The 22,465-nt window shown below is 66.8% G+C and carries 17 protein-coding genes; 4 read left to right on the top strand and 13 right to left on the bottom strand.

Annotation, left to right across the window (positions count from 1 at the left end; translation table 11 throughout):
* Nucleotides 1–382: 382 nt before the first annotated feature.
* The 7 genes from ABNF93_RS18715 to ABNF93_RS18685 form a co-directional block, all read right to left on the bottom strand.
* The gene (locus tag ABNF93_RS18715) at nt 383–1,504 is read right to left on the bottom strand and encodes a pyridoxal-phosphate dependent enzyme (protein WP_349329359.1); all 1,122 of its coding nucleotides are present in this window, start codon (nt 1,502–1,504) and stop codon (nt 383–385) included.
* 111 nt (nt 1,505–1,615) lie between these two features.
* Nucleotides 1,616–2,440 (bottom strand): GHMP family kinase ATP-binding protein, encoded by an 825-nt coding sequence (locus ABNF93_RS18710; protein WP_349329358.1) that lies wholly within the window; start codon nt 2,438–2,440, stop codon nt 1,616–1,618.
* 164 nt (nt 2,441–2,604) lie between these two features.
* On the bottom strand, nt 2,605–3,855 hold the full coding sequence (locus ABNF93_RS18705) for an MFS transporter (protein ID WP_349329357.1): 1,251 nt from the start codon (nt 3,853–3,855) through the stop codon (nt 2,605–2,607).
* Nucleotides 3,852–4,709: a Rossmann-like domain-containing protein gene (locus tag ABNF93_RS18700; RefSeq protein ID WP_349329356.1), complete on the bottom strand. Its 858-nt coding sequence runs from the start codon at nt 4,707–4,709 to the stop codon at nt 3,852–3,854. Before ABNF93_RS18700 ends, ABNF93_RS18705 begins: the two co-directional genes overlap by 4 nt.
* 57 nt (nt 4,710–4,766) lie before the next feature.
* On the bottom strand, nt 4,767–5,753 hold the full coding sequence (locus ABNF93_RS18695; RefSeq protein ID WP_349329355.1) for an ABC transporter substrate-binding protein: 987 nt from the start codon (nt 5,751–5,753) through the stop codon (nt 4,767–4,769).
* Nucleotides 5,750–6,559, bottom strand: coding sequence for an ABC transporter ATP-binding protein (locus ABNF93_RS18690; protein ID WP_349329354.1), 810 nt, complete (start codon nt 6,557–6,559; stop codon nt 5,750–5,752). Before ABNF93_RS18690 ends, ABNF93_RS18695 begins: the two co-directional genes overlap by 4 nt.
* The gene (locus ABNF93_RS18685; protein WP_349329353.1) at nt 6,559–7,635 is read right to left on the bottom strand and encodes a FecCD family ABC transporter permease; all 1,077 of its coding nucleotides are present in this window, start codon (nt 7,633–7,635) and stop codon (nt 6,559–6,561) included. Before ABNF93_RS18685 ends, ABNF93_RS18690 begins: the two co-directional genes overlap by 1 nt.
* Before the next feature lie 198 nt (nt 7,636–7,833).
* On the opposite strand from ABNF93_RS18685, the gene ABNF93_RS18680 reads away from it, so the two are divergent.
* The gene (locus ABNF93_RS18680; RefSeq protein ID WP_349329352.1) at nt 7,834–9,012 is read left to right on the top strand and encodes an alpha/beta fold hydrolase; all 1,179 of its coding nucleotides are present in this window, start codon (nt 7,834–7,836) and stop codon (nt 9,010–9,012) included.
* 217 nt (nt 9,013–9,229) lie between these two features.
* Nucleotides 9,230–10,972: an inositol monophosphatase family protein gene (locus ABNF93_RS18675; protein WP_349329351.1), complete on the top strand. Its 1,743-nt coding sequence runs from the start codon at nt 9,230–9,232 to the stop codon at nt 10,970–10,972.
* A gap of 231 nt (nt 10,973–11,203) precedes the next feature.
* Here ABNF93_RS18675 and ABNF93_RS18670 read toward each other — a convergent pair whose 3' ends face one another.
* The 4 genes from ABNF93_RS18670 to ABNF93_RS18655 all read right to left on the bottom strand — a co-directional run bounded on the left by ABNF93_RS18670 (nt 11,204) and on the right by ABNF93_RS18655 (nt 16,739).
* The gene (locus ABNF93_RS18670) at nt 11,204–13,006 is read right to left on the bottom strand and encodes an ABC transporter ATP-binding protein (RefSeq protein ID WP_349329350.1); all 1,803 of its coding nucleotides are present in this window, start codon (nt 13,004–13,006) and stop codon (nt 11,204–11,206) included.
* Nucleotides 13,003–14,853 carry an ATP-binding cassette domain-containing protein gene (locus ABNF93_RS18665; RefSeq protein WP_349329349.1) on the bottom strand — a complete coding sequence of 617 codons (1,851 nt, stop codon included), beginning with the start codon at nt 14,851–14,853 and terminating at the stop codon, nt 13,003–13,005. The genes ABNF93_RS18670 and ABNF93_RS18665 overlap by 4 nt, the downstream gene beginning before the upstream one ends.
* Nucleotides 14,854–15,031: 178 nt before the next feature.
* Nucleotides 15,032–15,610 (bottom strand): hypothetical protein, encoded by a 579-nt coding sequence (locus ABNF93_RS18660; RefSeq protein WP_349329348.1) that lies wholly within the window; start codon nt 15,608–15,610, stop codon nt 15,032–15,034.
* Between the two features lie 292 nt (nt 15,611–15,902).
* Nucleotides 15,903–16,739 carry a hypothetical protein gene (locus ABNF93_RS18655; RefSeq protein WP_349329347.1) on the bottom strand — a complete coding sequence of 279 codons (837 nt, stop codon included), beginning with the start codon at nt 16,737–16,739 and terminating at the stop codon, nt 15,903–15,905.
* Between the two features lie 689 nt (nt 16,740–17,428).
* Between ABNF93_RS18655 and ABNF93_RS18650 the strand changes: the two genes are divergently transcribed.
* Nucleotides 17,429–17,896 (top strand): GAF domain-containing protein, encoded by a 468-nt coding sequence (locus ABNF93_RS18650; RefSeq protein ID WP_349329346.1) that lies wholly within the window; start codon nt 17,429–17,431, stop codon nt 17,894–17,896.
* A 96-nt stretch (nt 17,897–17,992) separates the two neighbouring features.
* Nucleotides 17,993–18,694 (top strand): GNAT family N-acetyltransferase, encoded by a 702-nt coding sequence (locus tag ABNF93_RS18645; RefSeq protein WP_349329345.1) that lies wholly within the window; start codon nt 17,993–17,995, stop codon nt 18,692–18,694.
* Between the two features lie 99 nt (nt 18,695–18,793).
* On the opposite strand, the gene ABNF93_RS18640 is transcribed toward ABNF93_RS18645, so the two are convergent.
* Nucleotides 18,794–20,572 carry an ABC transporter ATP-binding protein gene (locus ABNF93_RS18640; RefSeq protein WP_349329344.1) on the bottom strand — a complete coding sequence of 593 codons (1,779 nt, stop codon included), beginning with the start codon at nt 20,570–20,572 and terminating at the stop codon, nt 18,794–18,796.
* Nucleotides 20,573–22,381 (bottom strand): ATP-binding cassette domain-containing protein, encoded by a 1,809-nt coding sequence (locus tag ABNF93_RS18635; protein ID WP_349329343.1) that lies wholly within the window; start codon nt 22,379–22,381, stop codon nt 20,573–20,575.
* Nucleotides 22,382–22,465: the final 84 nt, after the last annotated feature.

The following is a 22,465-nucleotide window of genomic DNA, read 5'->3' as shown; positions in this document are numbered from 1 at the left end:
GTGAGGTCGGGACTTGCTGTTCACTTCCCGAGGAGTTGTTGACCAGGTTGTCGCATCAGATTCGCGACTCTTGGACGCCATGACTGCTCCCGTTCTGGGCTTCCCCCGTAGCCCACCTGGACGCAGCTGAACTCAGCGAATGTCCTCAGCCAGGAGGTTATCCGCGCTGCGCCGAGCCCGACTTGAGTTCGACAGAAATTGGCGTTGCCCTATCGACAGAAGGGAGGTCAAATAGACCGCATAACGGCACAGCGGACATGAGGCACAACGGGCGGTCTCGTCGGGACAAGAACCCCTCGTCGAGGAGCCGGTGTGCGGACGACTTCCTCGGCGGGTTCACCACCCGTGAGGCTGGCGAGGAATGGACGCTCGTGGAGCGAGATCAGCAGGATGATCGGGAGGTCGGCGCCGGCATAGGCGAACGCGATGGTGTAGACGGTGGCGGCGCGTCGGCTCCGTCGGACTCGTCCTCGCCATCCCTCTCACCACGGCTGTGGGCGACCGCCGCGGCGGGCGCCGGTGCGCCCGCCCAGTTCATCCTGGTCCATGGGAGGGCCAGGTCTGCCAGGCTTGCTGCAGAGCGCGGGGTGAGGCTGTCGAGGGCGGGTGCATCATGGTGTCGGGCGAAGACGGTTTCGACATAGCGGTGTCCGGTGTCGGCGGCGATGAACATGACAGTTCCGTCGACGGAGTGTTGTTCCCATCGCGCGCACAGGTAGGCGGCCCCGGTGGAGAGCCCGGCGAAGATGGCGTGTCGGCGGAGCAGGTCGATGCTGCCTGCGCGGGCGGCGTCGAAGGACACCCAGTGGATCGTGTCGTACAACGCGTGTGAGACGTTCCCGAACGGGATCGAGCTTCCGATGCCGGCAATGATGATCGCCGGATCGGAGATGTGTTCACTTCCGAAGGTGATGCTGCCGAACGGTTGGATGCCGACGAGGGTGACCGACCGCCCCCGCTCGCGGAGGAAGGTCGCGAGCGCACCGGTCGATGCACCGGATCCCACGCCACCGACCATGGCGATGGCCTCGGTGGGTGGGAGGGAGGCGTCGATCACGTCGGCAACCGCGAGATAGCCCGCGTAGTGGATGTCGTCGTGATACTGGCGCATCCAGTGGTAGGACGGATTGGCCTTGAGGATCTCGGCGATTCGCTGGACTCGCAGGCTCTGGTCCAGCTTGAGGTTCTGCGACGGCCGTACCTGCTCCAAGGTCGCACCAAGGACAGCGAGCTGCGCCTTCAGCACCGGATCGACCGTCGTCGAGCCGACGATGTGGCAGCCCATCTCGTAACGGTGGCATGCCAGTGCAAGGGCGTAGGCGTATATTCCACTCGAGCTGTCGACCAGCGTGTCGCCTCGACGCACATGTCCCTGGTCAAGCAGGTACCGCACGGCGCCGAGTGCAGAGACCACCTTCATGGTCTCGAAGCGCACACAGACGAGCTTGTCCTGGATTCGAATCAGGTCGGGAAGACTTGTCGCGTCCGCGATATGACCGTACATCCGTGCCCTCCCCGCGGCGTGTGGTGCCTCCTTCGTTCCTTCGAACCGGGGGTACGACGTCGGGCCCTCCGGTTGGCCGGCCCGTCGGCGGACCGGACCCGTTCGCGTGGTTCAGTGCGGTTGGTGCGCGACGGCGTGCCCGCCCGCGCGGAACACTCCGGTGATCTGTAGTCCGTGCGCCACCAGTTCACGGGCGCATCGGCCTATCCTGCTCCGCAGCTTGGAGCTCCTGGGATCGAACAGCAGGCCGGCTACGTTGCCGCTGTGGGCTACCTGGACACCGGCTGCGCCGAACGCGCCGGCGAGATCTTCGAGCAGGCCGAGTTCCTCCTTGACATGCACACGCTGGTTGCTCCGAGCACTTTCGGTGCAGACTCGGCCGAGCAGCCTGACATCGGCGTCCGCGACGGCCCGACGGAGGGCGGCACGCAGCCGTTCGAAGTGCTCGAGATCATCGTCACCGTACTTGATCGTCGGTAGGGACAGCGTGTCCACGGGACGGCCGTTCCCGGTCCCGCATCCGAGGACGACTGTGGGCGGCAGGGCGCCTCCCAGATCTTCCAGGACGCGACCCTCCCGCTGCGCGAACAGGAGCGGACGGCCGGCCAGCATCAGCGGGTCGGTGGCGTTCTCGGCGTTGACGGCGAGTCGGGCGATCATCAGGGATGGCAAGGTCACGTTGCAGCTTGCGGCCACCGCTCGAACGGCCGCAATGACGTCGCTGGTGGACGATCCCATCCCGAGTCCGATCGGCACGTTGCTGTCCAGCTCGAGGTGTCCACCGCTTCCCGGCTTGTGCTGGAGGTGGGCGCACGCATTCGCCGCGAGGACCGCGGCGCGTCGCGCCTTTGTCCGGTCCGACGGCTCGACGATGACCTCATCCGTGGAGGTGGCCGGGTTGGGGGTGAACACCGCGCGGGCGCCGTACCGGTCCATGGGCAGAGTGACCAGCCCGCGGCAGGCAGAACCGTCGGTGTCCCTGAAGAAGCCCTGCAGTACTTCGCCGTGGTGGCATCCAGAAATTCCCACGCCCGCGTGGGGACGTCGAGAACGGCTGTGCGAGCGGGCGCCGCCGCTGTCGCCGGCCCTCCTGTGGTCGCTCACCCGCACGGCTCGGCTCCCGCGCTCGGTGTGGAGCGGAGCACAGCCACGGCTGCCGCCACGGCGGCCGCGCTGATCGCACCGAACCCGATGGCGATGCCGACATAGCCGCCGAGACCGAGGCCGAGGCCTCCCACCGCGGCGCCGACGAACACGCCGAGGCTCTGGCCCGCTGCGTTCACACTCAGGGCCGCGCCGCGAACCGTGTCGCATCGGCGCACCAGCAGGCTCACCACACACGCGGCCACGGCAGCGTGGCTGGCCCCGAGCAGTGCGGTGCAACCCAGCGCGAGAGGGAGCGTTGGTGCGGCGTAGAAGCCGAGGATTGCGACCAGCGAACAGCTGGCTCCCACCAGCAGCACCCGTTCGACCGGAAGCCGGGAGGCTCTGTTGATCAGTCGACCGGTCAGCAGGTTTCCCAGGAAGAAGGAGGTGCCCGAGAGAGTCCACACGAGCGCGAAGACGCTTGGTGTCAGGTCGAACCGGTCGTCGTAGAACGCGGCGAGGTAGGCGAGGTAGCCCATGAATGCCGCCGTCCGAAAACCACCGACGGCGAGCAACGGAACGGCGCCCCTGGTGCCCGCGAGAGCTCGGAAGGACGCGAGGTAGCTCGGCCGAACCGATGGCTCCGAATCCAGTAACGCCCTGTGAGTCCGACGCCTGAGCAGGACGACGGCGAGCAGGCCGGCGACCGAAGCGACCGCGAGCAGGTCGCCCTCCCACCCCCACCACAGCGCTGGCAACGCGATGAGCGGTGCAGCCAGCATGGCGGTCAGCGACTGCGTCGCGGTGACCAGCGTCGCGGCGCGGCCGGCCGCCGCGCCGGTGCCGTACTGGTCGGCAGCGGCCGCTCCCAGCGCGGGGTTGAGCATCGCGGTCGCGGCACCGATCAGGAGACAGAACGCCGCGAACGTGGCCAGAGTGCCGACGGCGCCGAGTACGCAGGACAGGCCGAGGAGAACGAGCGCGGTCGCGGCGGCGAGCTGCTTCGGTATCCGGTCGATGAACGGGGCGAGTGCGGTGCCGACGATGAGCGCAGCGATCCCGCCGAGCCCGCGCAAACTGCCCATCGTCGCGGCACTCGTACCGGCGTCGGCGGCGATCGGCACCAAGAACGTACTGAAGACTGTGAACGGCACGAGGCCGACAGCAGACGACAGTAATACTGGCCACAAAGTGCGGGCCATGCGCAGGTCGCTGGGTATGGCCTCGCGGGTGGTGAGGTCGTCTGCGGTGGTGCTACCCCTCATCGCCGTGCATCCCCCATGAAGTTACCTGCGCGATAACGGAAGAGCGGGGTCGGCTCCGCGCTGAACTGCGAGAACGGGAACGGCTCGGCAGACAAGGCCGTCACTCCGGCGCCGAGGAAGCAACGAACGACCGCGCTACCGGTTTGCGCGTACACCACAAGAGGAATCTCGCGTTCCCGGCACCGGCGCAGGATCTCGTCGAACGTCCCGTTGGACAGGGTCATGCCGGTGGCGACCACCGCGTCCGCCACGTCGAGGACCTTCCTCATGTCGTCAGTGACCGGCTCACCCCACTGGGTGGTACGAAGGTTGAGATCGCACGGCAGACAGTCGCCGCCGCGACTGCGGATCGCGGCAACCAGCGGGTTGACCACGCCGATCAGGGCGACGCGCGCACCCTCGCCGACGTCGAGGAGGCCCGCGATTGCGTCGTCGCGGGCTCGGGCCCGAACCTCCGGCGGCCCGTACGGCAGCTCGACCCGCTCCGCCAGGCCGGCGGCCGCGGCTTCGCGATGAGGCTGTTGCTCGGCGAGATAGGCGTCCAACGCCGCCACACGGATCGGCAGCGGCATGTCTGCGCCCAGGAGGGACGCGACCGGGCGGCCCGAGGCGTCGGCGCAGATGCTCACCTCGACCTCGCCGGCCTCGAACGCGCACGCACCGAACGAACGGCCGACCCGAACCAGTACGTACTGGTTGAGGTAGGTGACGTCGCCCCCGGCCAGTCTGGTGCCGTGATGGAGCCAGAACACACTGGTAGCCGCCTGGCTCGCCGGTGCCGGGCCGAGCTCGCCGGCAACGGCGCTGGTCAACAGATCGGCAACGGTGCCGGTGCTCACTTCATCGTTCTGCATGTCCTCAGTCCTCGTCTGTGCGGGCGCCTGGAGCGGAACACCCTCGTTTGCCTTCATTCATCGTCCGATCGATCGGAGATATCTGGCGAAGTCTTCGGCACCCTCGATGCTGCGCGGGCTGGTGACCGCTTGGCCGTAGTCGAGGACGTAGAACCGGTTGTTGCGTACCGCCGGGGTTTCGGCCAGCGCGGGCAGCGATTTCAGGTACGCGATCTTGTCCTCAACCGGTTGGTCTCCGTAGTCCACGACGGCGATCACCTCGGGCCTCGCCTTCACGACCGCTTCCCAGCCCACTGTTGTCCAGCGCTGATCGAGATCGGAGAAGATGTGGTCGCCGCCGGCGAGCGTGACGATGGTGTGCGGCGTGGTCTGGTTGCCGGAGGTGAAGGGCTCGTCAGTGCCGGAGTCGTAGACGAAAACCCTCGCCCGTTCGGTTTCTGGTTGCCGGTTCCGAAGCGCCTCGACGCGGTGCTTCAGGTCTGCGACAAGCCTCTCGGCACGGCGCTCGATGTGGAAGATCTCGCCGATCTGCTCGAGGTCGGTGTAGAGGGCTTGAAGAGGGCGCACCCGTGCTGGGTTGTCGCCATAGTCAAAGCAGGTCTCGGTGTACATGTAGCTCTTGATGCCTACCTGGTCGAGGAGGTCGGGCGTCACACCGCGTTCTTCGGAAAAGCCGGAGTTCCAGCCCGCCAACACCCAGTCGGCCTTGACGTCCACGACCACTTCACGGCTCAGCACGTCATCGCTGAGAATTTCGACGCGCTCGTAGTCATCCTTGTGCGGCGAACGCTCGGCAGGTTCCTCGGCCGTCTTCGGCAGTACGATGCCGCGCATCTGGTCGGCCAGGCCCAGCGCGAACATCTTCTCCGTCGCACTCATGTCGTACGCCACGGCACGTTTCGGCATGGGATAGGTGATCTCACGCCCGCAGTTCTCGATCGTGACAGGTATCGGGCCTGAGTCGCCACGCGGCTGCACCTCCGCCCCACAGCCGGCCAGGACTCCAGCGGTCGCCGCCAGCAACGGGATCAGGACACGTTTCATCGAGCGCTCCCTTCTTTGCTGTTCATGTCAAAGCTGTCGCGTGAGGTGAGGTCGTACAGCAGGCGGGGGGCGCCGGTCTGCGGATGTGCAACGATCACCGGCCGTACACCGAACACGCGATCCACCAGATCAGGTGTGAGCACCTCATCGGGGGCTCCACTCGCCACGAGCTCTCCATCCTTCAACACACCAAGGCGGTCACAGGTCGCCGCGGCGAGGTTGAGATCGTGCAAGGCGATCAGGACAGTGAGACCACAACGGCGCAGGAACGCCAACAGCTCGACCTGGTGTCTCAGGTCGAGATGGTTCGTCGGCTCGTCCAGCATCAGCAGCTCCGGCTCCTGCGCCAACGCACGGGCGATCAGAACGCGCTGGCGTTCACCACCTGAGAGGGTCAGCACGCTTCGATCTGCCAAGTGCGCCACGTCAGTCCGCCGCATCGCCTTCTCACACAGCTGACGTTCCCGTACGTTCAGTCCTCGATTGCCCTCGTGATGAGGGAACCGGCCGAGCGCGACCACTTCTCGTACGGTGAAATCGAGATCGGACTGGTTCTCCTGAGTGACAGCGGCGACCCGGCGGGCACTGTCACGAAGGGCCAGGGTGGTCAGATCGGCATCGTCCACACGGACGACTCCCGCGGTAGGACGAAGCGCACGGTACACACACCGCAGCGCGGTGGACTTTCCGCTACCGTTCGGCCCCACCATGCCGACCACCTCGCCGCTGCCCACCTTGAGGCTGAGCGCCCGAACCAGTGCCACACCCGCGAACTCGACCGAAACGGCGTCCAGGACCAGGCGCATCATCGGCCCCCGAACAGGTAGCCGCGACGTCGCATCAACGCCACAAAGACCGGCACCCCCACCAGCGCGGTAATCACGCCGAGCGGCAACTCTCGTGGGGGCACGAGAGTACGCGCCACCAGGTCCACCCACACCAGGAAGATCGCCCCCACCCACGGCGCGATCACGAGAACCTTGCCGTGGCTCGGCCCGACGACGAGTCGTACCAGATGCGGAACGACCAACCCGATAAAGCCGACAGCGCCACTCACCGCCACGAGAGCGCCCGTGACCACCGCAGTCAGGAGAAAGAGAAACCGGCGCAGTGCCGCGACATCCAGTCCGAGGGTCGCGGAGGTCTCATCTCCATGCGCCATCACGTCGAGTGCCCCTGCCCGACGAAGCACCACGACGATGGCGAGGACGACGGCACCTGCCGCGAGAGGCAACGAACCCCACGTCGCAGCGCCGAGACTTCCGAGCAGCCAGAACAGTACGGTCCGGGCAGCCTCCCCCTGCGGCGCGAAGAAGACGATCACACTCATCACGGCCTGAAAGCCGTACGCCAACGCAACGCCCGTGAGCACAAGCCGAAGCGGACTGACTCCGAACCGAGTGCGGGCCGCCACGTACACCAAACCTGACGCGGCCAGAGCGCCCAGAAACGCAGCCGCGGACAACGCGTAGATCCCCAACGCCGCGAACAGGCCGAAACCCACGACCGCGCTCGCGCCGACCGAAGCACCCGACGACACACCGAGAATGAACGGGTCCGCCAGCGCGTTGCGGACCATCGCCTGAACGACGACACCGACCACGCTGAGCCCGGCGCCGACCATGGCCGCGAGCAGGACCCGGGGCGTACGCACGACCCAGACAATCGAGTACCCCGTCACGTCATCGGCCGGGATCGTGCCACCGATCAACGCTGCGCCGACGTAGCGGAGCGAGTCGCCCAACGACACTGTCGCTTGCCCGAGAGCGACACCAGCCACCATGGACAGCAGGAGCACAATCGCCAGTCCAGCAACGGCAACCAGCACCACTGTCGAATCCTCGAGGGGCCTGGCCGGCCGGGCCAGCCGCTGGTCTGCCACGTATCCCTCTCCCCCATCGCCGCGTACGCAAGGACTGACCGACGCCCAGCCGCTGACCTATGGACCGCGGCCAGCGGTCACGACAACCACCTTTACGACAACGATTTCCATTGTCAAGTCAATGCGGCCATACCTGTGCCGCGGCATTAGCCTGATGCCCGCAGGAGGAACATCCATGGTCGGGAGGGGTGATGTCCCATGCGCTGGGTAGTGGTCGCCGTTGCGGCGATGCTCGTCGCGGCGAGTCTGGTCGCCTTGTCGGGGGTCTCTTGGCGGCATCTCACCTCAACAGACCGGGGTCTGCTGCGAGCCAACCGGATCGCCCGCGTTGGTCGGTGGTTTCGGGCGGGTTGTGCGCGCCTGCTGGCAGCGCTGGCGGCCTGGCCTCATGTCGTCGAAATTGCCGCTGGGCTATCCCGTGCGAGTGTGCCGGCCACTCCTTCCTCGGTGGTGTGGCGGTCCGGTCCGGCAGTGCTCCGGCGCTACATGAGCGAACATCGTGCACCCGGCCCACCTGTCCTCGTGGTGCATTCGCTGGTCACCCGCTCCTGGGTGCTCGACCTGGCGCCGGGTCACAGCCTGATCGCCGCGCTCCGGGGCGCGGGCCATGACGTGTACCTGCTCGACTGGGGAGTCCCAGGACCCGCCGAGGAAGGCTGCGGGTTCGACGCCTACGTCGCCACGCTAATGCTGGCCGAGCAGGCAGTCCGCGAGCACAGCGGCCAGCCGGAGGTGCATCTGGTCGGCTACTGCCTGGGCGGCACGCTGGCTCTGGCTGCGCACGCGGCGCTCGGCGATGCCGGGCTGGCGTCCCTCACCGCGATTGCCCCATTCATCGACACGGCGGCCGCGGGCCGCCTGGGCGGGTTCCTCCGCTCACCACGCCTGGCGCCCGCTCTCGCCCTCGATGGGAATGGTCTCCTGCCCGCCCCGCTCATCCGGGAGAGCTTCCACTGGCTCCGCCCCATCGCACTGCGCGCGGCCCGCCAGACCTGGCGCCGGCGACGGGATCTGACCTGGCGAGCGACGGCCGGCCCACTGTCCCGGTGGGTCTGGGAGCAGACGCCTATTCCCGGCGCGTTGCTGTTCGACCTCGTCGACTACGCCCGCAGCAACGCCCTCCTCGACGGCCGCTGGGCCGTGGACGGCCGACCAGCACGCCTGGAAAGCCTCAACGTGCCCATCATGCTCGCCGTCGCCGGGGCCGACCACATCGTGCCGCCACCTGCCAGCCTCGCGCTCATCGACCGGCTGCGTCGACCACCACGGGTAGCCGAATGCCCCGGCGGGCACGTCGCGATGCTCACCGGCACCCGCTCGATCCTCTACCGCGAACTCTTGGACTTCCTGACCACCACCAGGGCCGAACAGAGATAGCTGGAGCCCAGGGAGAGACACGGGTTGCTGCCGGCCAGCAGCCCGGGCGCTCCGGACGAGCGGGCGGACGGCGGCGAGCGGCCGGCGTTGGCCTTCTACGGTGCGGACATCGGCATCCTGACCGGCGCCGCGGCGCTAGGTTCGATCGTGGGACCCGCTCGGGTGGGCGGGTCCGTCGAGGAGGTGGCTCGCGATCTCAGCATCGATCGCCGCCGACGTGGTGTCCGCGCTCGGGCTGGACGGCCCGGACGCCGAGCCGATCGTCGGCGGCCGGGTCAGCAAGGTCTGGCGGGCCTACCGGGACGGCGCGCCGGTCGCCCTGCGCCAGTCGCCGCCCTTTCGGCTCCTGCCCGAGGTCGCCTACGAGTGCGATCTCTTGGGGACCCTCGCCGAGGTGGGCGCGCCGGTCGCGGCTGTCCTCGCGGGACCGACGCTGGTGGACGGCTCGGTCTGGGTGGCGTTCAGCTGGGTCGACGGCGCACACCCGGCCGTCCCGGTCGAGGATCCGGCCAGCTACGGTCGGCTGCTCGCCGAGCTCCACGAGCGCACCGCGAAGCCGGCGGTTCGGCTCGGGCAACGACCGGGCTGGGGCCGGCTCGACGAGTTCCTCACGGTGCCGCGCCCCGGCGGCGGCCGGACGATGGCGGAGGTTCTGCCGGACTTCGAGCGGGCGTTCGGTGCGGCGGGGGCATGGCTGCGGCGGATGGCTGAGGACGTGCACGGACGCCTGAGCGCGGCGTCGATCGATTCGTTCCCGCGGGTCGTTGCCCACGGCGACTTCGCTCCGGGCCAGGTGCTGATGCACGACGGCGGTGTCGGCGCGGTCGTCGACTGGGACTTCGCGCACCTGGACCTGCGGTTGGCCGACATCGCGATCGCCGCGTCGCTGGCGCGGCCGACGGTGGCCCGGGCAGCCACCTTCGTACGCGGCTACCTCGACGTCGCAGGCACCGATGTCGGTGACCTCGACCTGCTCGCGGATCTGCGCAGTGCGTTCCACCTGAGCAACCTCGGCAACCATCTCTGCGCGCGCTGGGCCAACGGCGCCGACATCGCGCCGCAGGTGACGATGCTCACCGAACGCCTCGAGCGCGAGCAGTGGTTTGGGCCGACGCTGGTGGCCGCGGCTCGCGAGGCCACGAACACCCGGTCCACGCGCGCCAACCACCCGCCCGCCACGGCACCGGTCACCCGCGCATCGTCCGACCTCGAGCTGGCACACGCGCTTGCCGACCGCGCGGCGGTGGTCGCGCGGCACTACTTCGAGCGAGGCGTCACCACGCAGACCAAGGAGGACGCGAGCCCGGTCACCGAGGCGGACCGAGCGGTGGAGCGGCTCCTCCGGGACGCGCTCGCCGAACTGCGACCCGACGACGGAGTGCTGGGCGAGGAGTTCGGCGGCGATGGAACCGGCGACCGGACCTGGATCCTCGACCCGATCGACGGAACCGGCGCGTTCGCCCGCGGTGACTCGCACTGGCGGATCCAGATCGCCCTCGACAGCGGCGGCGAGATCATCGTGGCCATCGTCGACGCGCCGGCGTTGGACGTCCGCTGGTGGGCGGAGACCGGCACCGGGGCGTACGAACGCGTGACCGGCGGGCCCGACCGTCGGCTGCGGGTCTCGAAGACGGCAGCGATCGAAGACGCGCTCGTCGCCGCTCACCCGTTGCCACTCGCCCACCGGCTACCGGCCCGAACCCGGCAACCGGCCCAGACGCCACTACCCCTTGTCGAACTCATCCGCGGCGAGCTCGACGCATATTTCGTGGAGTGCTGCCATCCCTGGGACCACGCACCCTGGATCCTGCTCGTCCACGAGGCCGGTGGCTCGTTCACCGACCACCGCGGCGGGATCACGCCGGACCAGCGGGGTGGGCTGTACTCCAACGGCCGGATCCACCACGACCTGCTCGCCGCGCTGTCACCGCCCATCACGCCCAAGCAGACCGCCGAGTGACGTCGCTCTACCTCCACTACCGCACCGGCGGAGGCCGCCGCCACCCGGAATGGCGTCAACCTGTCCCCCGGTTGGGAGGAGTTGATCGGCGCCGGCCAAGGTCAAGAGAACGCCAGGCGGGAGCTCCAAGAACGGCGGGCACCACACCACGTAGCCGTACGGCCAGCGGCGTTCGTACGTCCGTGCGTGAATCCGGCGGAGCGCGTTCGAACGGGATCTCCGCCGACAGCTTCAGCGGTACCCGCGGGCTTGCAGCTCGTAGAGCTCGCTGTAGTGGCCGCCGCGGGTGATGAGTTCGGTGTGGGTTCCTTGCTCGATGACGCGTCCGCGATCGAGGACGACGACGTGATCGGCGGCGGCGACGGTGGAGAAGCGGTGGGTCACGAGGATGGTGATGGTGCCTGCGTCCCGCCCCGCTTTTGCGGCTTGGGTGTAGCGGTCGAAAAGCTCGTGTTCGGTGGCGGCGTCCAGTGCGGCGGTGGGTTCGTCGAGGATGCGGATGAGAGGGGTACCGCGCATCATGCCGCGGGCGATGGCGAGTCGCTGCCACTGGCCACCTGACAGGTCGACCCCTCCGGGCCAGGTGACGCCGAGTTGGGTATCGAGGTCGCGTGGGATCGAGGTCAGAACGGCTTCGGCCGCACCCGCCTGGATCGCGCGACGTACCGCGGATTCGTCGTCGCGTGCGGGTAGGTCGCCGATCCCGACGGTCTCGCGGAGGTGGAACTCGAACCGTACGTGGTCTTGGAACGCCCCGGCGAGCCGTGACCGCCACCCAGCCGGGTCGAGACTGGCAAGGTCCACGCCGTCGATCCGGATGGCTCCGCTGGTTGGTGTGAGCATGCCGGTGATCAGATTGACCAGCGTGGTCTTGCCGGCGCCGTTCTCGCCTACCAATGCGATGACACGGCCCGCGGGCAGGGTGAGCGAGACATCCTCGAGCGCCGGGCGCTCGTGCCTGGGATACCGGTAGGTGACTCGATCCAGTACGAGTTCATCCCTGAGCGTCGCTGGGGGTGTGTCCCAGCCGGCGTGCGCCGCCCGGATCCGCGCGGTTTCGTCGACGAGCCAGAGGAAACGACCAGCGGTACGGGTCATCGCGGCAACGTCGTGGATGATGCCGCGCAGACTGCCGCTCACGCCCTGCAGCCGGCCGACCAGCAGCAGGGCCAGGGTGAGTTCGGCCACGCTGACCGGACCGGCGATGGCGTCGCGGACCAGAAACGCCAGGACTGCACCTGCGGCACCGTAGAAGATCACCTGCACCGCGATGTTGACCGCAGACTCTCTCACCGCGAGTCCCACCTTCGGCGCCCACCAGGCACGGGTGGCGGCGGCGAGCCGGCTACGCAGTGGGTCGGCCAGCCCGAAGACCCGAATCTCACCGGCACCGGCGGGCGAACCACCCACCTGCATCAGATGCGCGGCCAGCCGACCCCGTTCGGCTCCGGCCGCCTCGGCCCGGCCCTGCCAACGAGCAAGCAGTGGACCCACGAGGACGCCAGGAACACCGGCCACGGCGACCAGCAGCATTCGCCAGTCAGCGGTCGCGGCGAGCGCGATGACGCCGACGACGCCGGCCATTCCGCTGAGGCTGTTCAGCAGTGTGTTGACCGCAAGCCCGAGGGATCCCCGCTCCTCTCGCATGATCTGCAGCTGGTCGAGATAGTGCGGGTCGTCGAGGTGTTCGATGGTCGGAACCGATGCGGTGATCTCGGCAATACGCGCATCGAAGGCGTAGCTCACCCGCTCCAGCTGGCCGGCACGGGCGTTCATCCCCAACCAGATCAGCGCCCGACCGACGGCGATCTGCGCCACGAACGCACCGGCGGCGAGCGCCATCAGCGACGTGTCGTGTGCGACCGCGCCGGCAACGAACCAGGCCAGGCACAGCGGCTGCAGCAGTTGAAGGATCACGCCACTGGTCTCGGCCAGGCAGAGCACCGCCTGCCATGGCGCGACCCGAATCGACGAGGTGACCAGCACGTGCATGGCGCGCCAGAAGCTCCGAACCGCATCCACCACACGGCTCATGCGACACCCCTGGCAGCGGCGAACCGGGAAGCCTGCAGCTCGAAGAGCCGGGCGTAGTCTCCTCGAGCAGCAACAAGGTCATCATGGGTACCGTCCTCGACCACCCGAGCGCCGCCGGCGTCTGAAGGTCCGACCACGACAATCCGTTCGGCATGCCGAACGCTGGACAGCCGGTGACTGATCAGGATCGTCGTCAGCCCCGACCGCAGCCGTAGCAAGGACTCGAACAGCGCGACCTCTGCACGTACGTCGAGCGCCGCGGTCGGCTCGTCCAGCACAAGAATTCCCGCACCTGCCCGGACAGCGGCCAGTGCCCGGGCAAGTGCGATCCGCTGCCACTGGCCCCCGGACAGGTCGGTACCTCCGGTGAACTCCGCCGAGAGCACCGTGTCCCACCCGTCGTCCAGGCCCGCGACCACGGGATCGGCGCCGGCATCGACCGCGAGCCGATCGAGATCGTCCACCCGGCTCCAGCCCGCGCCCGCCTCGACATTCGCCCGGGCCGAGAGGCCGAAGCGTACGAACTCCTGGAAGATCACCGAGATCCTGCGCCGCGCCTGTGGGTCGACACTCGGGTCCAACCCATCGATGCGGACCTCCCCGCCCTGCGGACTCCACAGACCGCACAGGAGCTTGACGATCGTCGACTTCCCCACGCCGTTGACCCCGACCACAGCGACCGACTGCCCGGCCGGAATCGTGAGATCGAGGTGCGCGAGTACCGGCCCGTCTACACCGGGGTAGCCGAACGTGACATCCCGCAACTCGACGACGCCCGCCGAGCCCACGCCCGCCGAGCCCACGCCCGCCGAGCCCACGCCCGCCGAGCCCACGCCTGCCGCCGCCCCACGGGACTCCTCCCGCACCGGAGCCGGCAGGAACGGCAGGCCAAGTCGCGCCCGAAATGCCGCGACCGCAGCCACCGACGATGCGGTGCGTCCCAGCCCGGTCTCCGCATCCCCCTGCGACCCGAACGCAGCCAAACCCAAGATCCCTTGCACTGCCGCGACAACCACACCGGTCGAGATCTGGCCTGCGGCGGCGTCGGCGGCCAAGACCGCGAACGCTCCCGTGTTCACCACCAACAGCACCACCAGGGGCGGCAGCGTGCCGCCGACCCCGCGAAGGCGCCGCGACGACACGATGGCCATCGTCTCGCGACAGACGGCCACAAAACCGTCGAGCAGCCACCCGCCCAGCCCGAACAGCCGGATCTCCTTCGCCGCGGCACGACCACCCAGGACACCTTGCAGGTACGACGCGCGCCGCCGCCCTAGACCGGTCTCGCCGATCATGTCGTCGAAGACCGCACTGCGCCAACGCGCCACCGCACGTGACAGCAGGAGCCAGCACCCCACCAGGACCGGGCCGACCCACCACTGCCACATGGAGACGACGATCAGTGCGCCGACACCGTTCAACCTGTTCGACAGTGCACCCCACGTGCCGCCGATCCCGCTCAGGAACAACCAGTCCCGCGACGCATCGACTGCCGACTCCATCTGCTGCGCACCCGTTGGGTCCTCCAGATGCGCCACCGAATGCGGACGCACGCCCGTGTCGGCAACGAGGTCGTAGTACGCGGCCAGATATCGCGCCGAAGTGACTTCCTCGACGCCACGAGACACCGCCCCTGCGACTGGCGCCGCCACCCACACCACCACCGTGACCACCAGCCACACCCACGACTCGCCCGCCGCGGCTGAATCCATCCCCGCCCGAACGGCTGCGCTGACCGACTCGACCAACTGGCCCGACGCGACCATTGCCACCGTGATCGCACACGCCTGCATCACGGCGAGCGCCACACAGGCGGCCGCCATGCCGGGCGCTGCGTGCCACAGCAAGCGAGCATGCAGCAGATACCGGTTCGGGACACGGCGTCGACGACCAGGACCAAACACAGGCACGGAAAAGACAACCCCCTAAGGACAGCTCCGAGAGCTTCGTGAACAGCGATGGCCCCGCGGCGGCGGACGCCTGATGTCAGCACACCGGACGCGTCCTCCGCACGCCGTATATGACCTAGATCACAGCCAACCCGGCTTCGCTCCACGCCTCGAGAGCGGACCGCGCCGCAGCAATGTCATCCATCTCGTGGAGGCTACGCAGGTAGAGACCGGCTTCGCACGACGCCTTATCTGACAAGTTTTTGGTCACTTCTGGATCACGGCGCAGGCCAGGCGCGTGACGTCCTTGCCGTCCGTCCCAGGCCGCCGAACTACGTGAAGTACGGCGCGCCGGCACCACCGACGTTGAAGCGCCGCCCTCCAACGTGAACACCGCGATCACCCCGCCAACCCCGGAAGGATCACGATGGGCGGTGATGTGACCCTCGCCCTCGGGATAGCGAGTCCAGGTCACTTCATTGAAGAAGGGGACGGGCGGAAATCCCGTGGCCTCGGCGGGTATCGAAAGCTGCGACACAAGCTCGGTAGCCACCTCGACTACGGCGTGGGCGCACTCTGCCATGGGGAGATAAAGGGCGGATCCAACCTGGCGAACACTGCCGCCACCTTCATCCTCTGGAGAGGATGCCAGACTCCTGGATTCGCTTTCCGCAGTCCCCCGCAGGCGCGTTGCGACCGCAGGCTCGACGTCCATGGACGCATCCGGCGTCACGAGGCCAAGTTCGTGGTGGGGAACCTGGCCCCTCTGGCCCTGGCCGGCTTCGTGGCGTGGGGCCGCTTCTCCCTCGAGCCCTTCACCGGTTGACCGGAGTGCGGTGATCTGGATGCCCGAAACACGGAGGGTCGATGGGTAGCGGAAGCGACTCATGAGCGCCGGGCCAGGCGAAAGGACCACTCCTGCTGCGCGTTCACACCAGGCGTCGATTCGTACCCGCCGCCCAATCCTTTCTCGCAGGAGAGGAGAGCTCGCCGCCGGGGACGCAGCCTCAGCCGGCGTTGTAGACGCGCCGGAGCAGGTCGTACAGCTGCACGTTCTCCGTCCTCAGGAACGACGGTGTGTACTCCGTGCTGAAGACAGGCGGCGGGGCGCACGCCTCCCTGGTGTCGAAGAGCGCCGCGGTGCCCTCGGCCCAGTACTCATCGACGGTGGAGAGCGCGTACGTGTCATCGCAGCCGACGGGCTCGGTGTCGCCACCGAAGATGAGTGCGAAGACCTGTGCTGCTCGGAGTTGGTCGACCTCCTCCATGAGCTCCGGCGCTCCGAGCGAGAGCACGACGTGGCCAAGCTCGTGAGTCACCGTGTAGACAGTTCGCTCCTGGCCGACCGCGATCGCGATACCTGTACGGCCGCTGCGACTGTGGCTGAGGCCGCGGAGGTCACCCCAGGTCCGGTCACCGTCACTCGGACTGTCGGTCTTCTCGTCAGGGTCGAGATGGTCCCAGGGCGGCAGATCAGTCACCTGCCGGTCCGAAGGGATCCGGTGAATCTCCAACACCTTGCCCTCGAACCCACTCACATGTTGCGGCTTGACGCTCTCGGCGACCTCCTTCACCATCGCGTCGTGCGACGTGTTCCCTGACGAGGCGCCGGGGTGCGCGATCAGCTCCCCGTTGCTCGACTCGGTGTAGATGACGATCCGGCCGGCGAGGACGAACTGCCTGCCCCACTCGCCGGATCCGGTGCCTGGTAGCGAGCCGCGGACAGACAGGTATCTGCTGGTCGGGACGCTGACCTGCATGCTCCCCTTCGGCCCAACTGGCTGCCCGCTCACCGAGAACGTCAGTCCACCACAGCCCGGCTCGATGTTCCATGAGTACCGCACCGTCTCAACCCCGAAGGTCGTGCGCTGGTCGACCGAACTGCTCCTCGCCCGGGTCCTCTCCAAGCACTGCACACCAGGCGTCCCGGGACTGTCAGGGTCGCCAGGACCGCCAGGCGGAATGGCCACCGCCGGGACTGCAACGGCCAGAACAGCAGCCGACAGCCCGATCACCATGACCGCGAGCCTGGCAAGTGGCCGTCGACGAAACCGTGAGAGCGTCATGACTTCCTCCAACCGGCCGCTCCGAGTGGCTATGCGTGGTCCGGCACAGCCGGGACCGGACTCCCACCGAGTACGGCAAGACTCGCCCGCCGGTTCGCCAGCCCGGCGCCAAGTCCCCGGTACACATCCAGGGCCCGCGCCTCTCGAGCGACTCCGAGTTCCGCGGTCAGCCAGGACGGTCGATCGCCCCTTGCCTGTTGGGTGAGGAAATGCTCGGCGTTGGCGCCCGCGCGCTACTCAGGCAGTACGACCAGACCCACCGCAGCGGGCTTCGAGACTCCGACCTGCCTGACCTGCGAGATGTACGGGACCGGCGCGGCCGTCATCCTAGACACGCTGCGGACAGTCGCAGTAAGGTCGCATTGGCGTGCCGGGAAGTCTGGTCGGCGACATTGAAGTCGATCACAGAAGAGGCTTTCCGATATGTTCACCTTGCGGGCCTGGGGCTAAAAATGCCTAGTCCACCAATGGCCACTCTTCTTCGCCAACTGGACGAATGCCCAGCCAACTCGCTCGGCGTGGTGTCGCCAGACGACTGCGCCCGCATCCTTGACGTCGACGGCATCTGTGCCAGTCGCATCGACATCGAGGATGGGTTACTCATGTGGCATATGTTGTGGTGCTGCGACAGCATCAGCGAAGCGCTCAATGAGTTGAGAACACAGCGCGCCGAGGGCCCTGGTGTGCATGCCGTACTTCGGAACACACCGGTCCTCGTGCCTGATCTCGCTACGCCACAAGTCCAAGCTCGTTGGCCCGGCTATGCAATGGCGGCGCTCGCCCTTGGCGTCCACGCAGTGTTTGCGTTCCCGCTTCGTCGGCGCAATGCGCCATTCGGGGCGATCGTCGCATACCGGCGAAGGCAGGGCTTTCTGCGATCAGTCGACGATGCGAGGGCACTCACCGACGCAGCAGCACAGATCCTCGCTGCGTAAACGCTCGGAGCTTCACGTGTCGGCCCGTCAGCCAACCTGTCCCCCGGCCGGCAAAGGTGTTGAGTGTGCTGTGCGCTGTCGCTAACGTCCAGCGACATGGGTGAGGACGATCGAGCGACGCCGGGCGGCGTGGAGGACTTGATACTGGCCGACGATGGTGGGTCCCGGTTCACGAGGCGCCTGCGGCTTGAACCGGTGGGCACCGCCAATGCCGAGGACCTGTGGCTTGTCCACAGCGACGACGAGGTGCGCCCCTGGTACGGCAACGAGAAGCCGAGCCTTGCGGAGATGGATCATCAGGCGAAGTCCATGGGCGAGTCGTGGCGCTTGCAAGGCGTCCACAAGTGGATGGCGTACGACCGGGTGAGCGGCGAGGTAGTCGGTCGGGGCGGACTGTCGCGCACGCCGGTTGACGAGGACTGGGGTCGGATCTACGCATACCTTCCGGCAGAGCCGTGGGTGCGCGTCGCGCACGAGAGTCGGCGCCCATTCCTGGCGCACGCGAACTGGCTCGAGATCGGGTGGGCGCTCCGGCACGAGTTCTGGGGGCGCGGGTACGCCTCTGAGGTCGGCCGTGCCGGGCTGGCGTTTGCGTTCGACGTCCTCGGGTTGCAGGCCGTCGTGTCGTGCACTGTCCGTCACAACGAACGTTCGCGTGCGGTGATGGAGCGCATCGGCATGCGGTATGCGGGCGAACTCTGGAGCGAAGAGTTTGAAGGACAGAACGGCGCTCCGCTGGCGGTGTGCGTGTTGCTGCGAAGAGACTGGGACCAGTCCTGCGCCGGCGGCAGCGAATAGCCCAACTGGCAGAGCTCGTTCGCGGCCGCCGCCTGCGGTCCAGGCCCGCGACGTGGCGAAAGCGTCCGTCCTCGCCACCTGATTGGCGGGAGCAAACCATCAAAGGTATGCCTTCGCCTGTAGGTTGAACAGTTCATGGTACTGGCCCGTGCGGGCCATGAGATCGTCATGACTACCCACCTCGACTATGTGTCCACCAGAGACGACCACAATCATGTCGGCCATCCTGACTGTCGAGAAGCGATGCGATACCAACAGCGTAATGCCCCCGCTGGACCCGGTCGTGCGTCGAGACGCGGCAACGACTCTTGTGAAGAGCGCGTACTCCGACTCTGGATCTAGTGCAGCAGTTGGCTCGTCAAGCATGAGCAGCAAAGGCTGCCTTCGCATGAAGGATCGTGCAAGGGCCAGCCGCTGCCACTGCCCACCCGATAGCTCGACACCGCCGGTGAACCTGGTACCAAGCTGGGTGTCGAGGCCGGACGGCAGACCTTCGACTACCGTTGCCGCATCGCCTCGCCGCAGCGCGCTCGTCAGTACATGAGGATCGTCCATATTCGCGAGATCCCCCAGGCCGACTGCTTCTCGGGCGGTGAATTCAAACCTCGCGTAGTCCTGGAAACCAGTCGACATCACCTTCCGCCACGAACCCGGGTCGTACTCGCGCAGGTCGGTCCCGTCAATCAGGACTGAGCCTTCCGTCGGGTCGTAGAATCGGGCCAGGAGTTTAACTATCGTTGACTTCCCCGCGCCGTTGTCGCCGACCAAGGCGACAGTGGTGCCGGCGGGTATTGCCAAGTTGACGTCTCTGAGTGATGGCCCCGGAGTTCCCGGATACGAGAATGTCACATTACGCAGCTCAATCCCGTCCCGGAGCGTCAGCGGTGTAGCGCCACGAACCCCCTTCCAAGACTCACTCTCCGCATATAGTCGAAGCCAACGAAGATTAGCGACAATCTCCAAGATCCACGAGATCACCCGAGATGAGCTCGCCAACCCGGACGCGGCGCTGTCGACCTGGGGCACAAGCAGAACTACCAAGGCAATGTCTCCCGCGCCCATGGACCCAGCACGCACCTGCCAGGCAACGAAACAGATCGCAGCACCGTATCCGAGGCAGAAAACTAGTCGCCCCGCGATCTCGGTGCGAGCCGCGTCCTTCTCTGCCGCCCACCGTGGTTGATCACGCAAGTCGTACAGGTGGCCAAGCCGGTCGAGCAGGAAACTCCGCAGCCCGAACGCCCTCACCTCCATCGCATGCCGCGCCGACACAGCAAAGTCAGTAACTAGTTCGATCATTCGATGATGCTGCGCTGTCGAGCGGTTGGAGCGCTGGAGCCGGTTGCCGGCCCGCCCGGCAGCCCAGACCCTGGCCAGACCAACGACGGGGAGTGCGACCAGGACCGGGTGGATGGTGAGGAGCACGACTAGTACGGTTGCCGTCCCCATGCCGACGGCAAGCGCGGAGCCGAACATAGTTGGACCATACTTGAGATCGCGGGACTCCTCTCGCACCGTGGCGATACGATCCGCGACCTCCGGACGCTCATGGTGGCTCAACCCAGGGATGGACGTAGTTACGCTCAAGAGCTCACTTGTCAGCGCAACTTCAACCCGATCCTCCAGGGATGCCTCCACAGCGCTCGACGCAATTCTGCCCACGAAGGTCACCAGTACACCGGCCGCAAGTAGCAGGACCCCCTGTCCGCTCCCCCTGCCGCCAGCTAGTCCATCGACCAGGCGTGCAAGTCCGTACGTTTGAAGCGGAACAGCTACCGCGACTGCGCAGACCGAAAGGAACTCCACTGCCGCCAAGACTGGCGCTGCCCTGAAGGTGAGGGCCAGCAGCGCGAGCAACGACCGGCTCAATTCAAGCATCTACTGTGCTCCCTCGAGGTAGCGGTCGGACTGTAGCCGGAACATTCGCGCGTACGTCCCGTCATTGGTCATGAGTTCCGTATGAGCACCAGACTCGACAATGCGGCCACTCTCCATGACGCAGATCCGATCCGCCCCTCGAACGACCGAGAACCGGTGTGAGATGGTCAACGAAGTGACGCCCCTGGTCAGTTCAAGGTATCGGTCAACCAGATCTGCCTCTGCCCGAACATCTAGCGCGGCTGCGGGCTCGTCGAGTACAAGCAGACGTACTCCAGACGAGAGAGCGTACAGAGCTCGAGCAAGGGCGAGTCGTTGCCACTCGCCCCCAGACAAGTCGGCACCACCTTCAAATGCCTTGTCGAGTAGGGTATTTCCACCTCGGGAAAGGCGCTCGACGAAGCTGCCAGCACCAGCCTTTGCGAGAGCGCCTCGAAGAGTTTCAAGCTCATGCGTACCAAGTTCGCACGAGTTGAACGCCACGTTCTCGACAACAGACAGCGGGAGCCTGGCGAATTCCTGCGGGACTGGCACAATGCCCCGCTGCCACGACACCAGCGCGTCGTCATTCATTTCGCTCAGGTCGTGCCCACCTAGGGTTATCCGTCCGGATGCAGGAATGTAGAGTCCATGCAGAAGTTTGACTAAAGTTGTCTTGCCCACACCATTGACTCCCACCAGTGCGAGGCGTTCGCCAGGTCTGATGTCAAGGTCCAGGCCATTGAGTACCTTGTTTTCCGAACCAGGATACTTGAAGGTAACGTTGGTGAAGCTAACCAGTGAATCCGAGGCTTGTGCGTCTGGACTGTCCTGTGGCGCGACTTCCAATCCGTGCACCATCTTCCGCGACACCATCCTGGGAATCTCCAGCATCGCCTCATAAGCTTCCAGACCGCGACGCACCCCGCACGCAGCCGCAGGGTCGGCCGACATTCCGAGCTGGACGATCGCCACCACCACGGTCGTCAGTTCGGCAAGCCCAAGGCTGCCTTGCTCTATCGCCCGGGTGACCAGGACGACGGCAGCGATCATCATCCCGAGGTGCACTCCGTACACCGCGAGGGTGGCCACGGCGGCGCGCATCCGTTCTCGGTAAAGTGGCGCCATGGCCTCGCTCCACAGCCACAGGTGGCGGTCCCTGAACCAGTCAGCCAGGCCGAATATGCGGATCTCCTTGGCGCCACGATCCATGGCCAGGTCGAAGATGTACCCGCACCGACGCTTCCCCTCGGTCTGGTCAGCCAGCTGATCGGACTCCGCTATCAGCAGTCGCGCGGTGTGCCACTCGAGGAACCAGGTGGTTGCGAGGAGCGCTGATGCCACCCATACAGAAAAGGTCCACCCGATTATCACCGCTGCGCCCAGGGCGGTGAGTCGCGATCTGATCCGTGGGCCAATGGCTTCGATGCCGGTGCGTATGCCGAAGCTACCTATTCCCCTGGCTCGCTGGACGTAGTCCTGAACGCTCGGGTCCTCCAGGTGGGAGACACGAGGTGGTCCGAGGAGCGGCTGGACAATTCGGTCACTGGTCCTGCATTCTAGGTTGAGGACGGTCCGACGCGTGGCTAGGTGCAGCAAAGTAGGTTGCACACTGTCAAGGGCGAATACGGCTACCAAGACAGCAGCCTGGGCAAAGAATGTGCCCGCTGATCCCCCGCTCTGAGCCTCGGCGACCTGTGGTGCCGCACCGACAACGTTGCCGATCTGGAGTGCCAGGAGCATAGCCAAGCACGCCGCAACAGCTGCGCAACTTACTACTGCCACCACAGAGTAGCCGCCGGCGTACGCATATCTGATCAGTCTGAGCACTGCCGATTCTCACCGCTTCATCTCTTGTGACGTTCGGAGCCCACGTTCGTACGCGAGTGCCGCGAGAGGTGCAGGGGTCAGCTG

This window comes from Actinopolymorpha sp. B9G3 (assembly GCF_040120725.1).
Lineage (GTDB): Bacteria > Actinomycetota > Actinomycetes > Propionibacteriales > Actinopolymorphaceae > Thermasporomyces.
The sequence above is the reverse complement of the archived record's forward strand: the minus strand, read 5'-3'. Positions and strand labels throughout refer to the sequence as shown.

Bases quoted from the DNA above. Each gene is read 5' to 3' on its own strand.
- ABNF93_RS18700 (WP_349329356.1), bottom strand. From the start codon at position 4,709: ATGCAGAACGATGAAGTGAGCACCGGCACCGTTGCCGATCTGTTGACC.
- ABNF93_RS18715 (WP_349329359.1), bottom strand. From the start codon at position 1,504: ATGTACGGTCATATCGCGGACGCGACAAGTCTTCCCGACCTGATTCGA.
- ABNF93_RS18705 (WP_349329357.1), bottom strand. From the start codon at position 3,855: ATGAGGGGTAGCACCACCGCAGACGACCTCACCACCCGCGAGGCCATA.
- ABNF93_RS18645 (WP_349329345.1), top strand. From the start codon at position 17,993: ATGGGTGAGGACGATCGAGCGACGCCGGGCGGCGTGGAGGACTTGATA.
- ABNF93_RS18710 (WP_349329358.1), bottom strand. From the start codon at position 2,440: ATGGACCGGTACGGCGCCCGCGCGGTGTTCACCCCCAACCCGGCCACC.
- ABNF93_RS18670 (WP_349329350.1), bottom strand. From the start codon at position 13,006: ATGAGCCGTGTGGTGGATGCGGTTCGGAGCTTCTGGCGCGCCATGCAC.
- ABNF93_RS18690 (WP_349329354.1), bottom strand. From the start codon at position 6,559: ATGCGCCTGGTCCTGGACGCCGTTTCGGTCGAGTTCGCGGGTGTGGCA.
- ABNF93_RS18650 (WP_349329346.1), top strand. From the start codon at position 17,429: ATGGCCACTCTTCTTCGCCAACTGGACGAATGCCCAGCCAACTCGCTC.
- ABNF93_RS18680 (WP_349329352.1), top strand. From the start codon at position 7,834: ATGCGCTGGGTAGTGGTCGCCGTTGCGGCGATGCTCGTCGCGGCGAGT.
- ABNF93_RS18695 (WP_349329355.1), bottom strand. From the start codon at position 5,753: ATGAAACGTGTCCTGATCCCGTTGCTGGCGGCGACCGCTGGAGTCCTG.
- ABNF93_RS18660 (WP_349329348.1), bottom strand. From the start codon at position 15,610: ATGGACGTCGAGCCTGCGGTCGCAACGCGCCTGCGGGGGACTGCGGAA.
- ABNF93_RS18640 (WP_349329344.1), bottom strand. From the start codon at position 20,572: ATGCTTGAATTGAGCCGGTCGTTGCTCGCGCTGCTGGCCCTCACCTTC.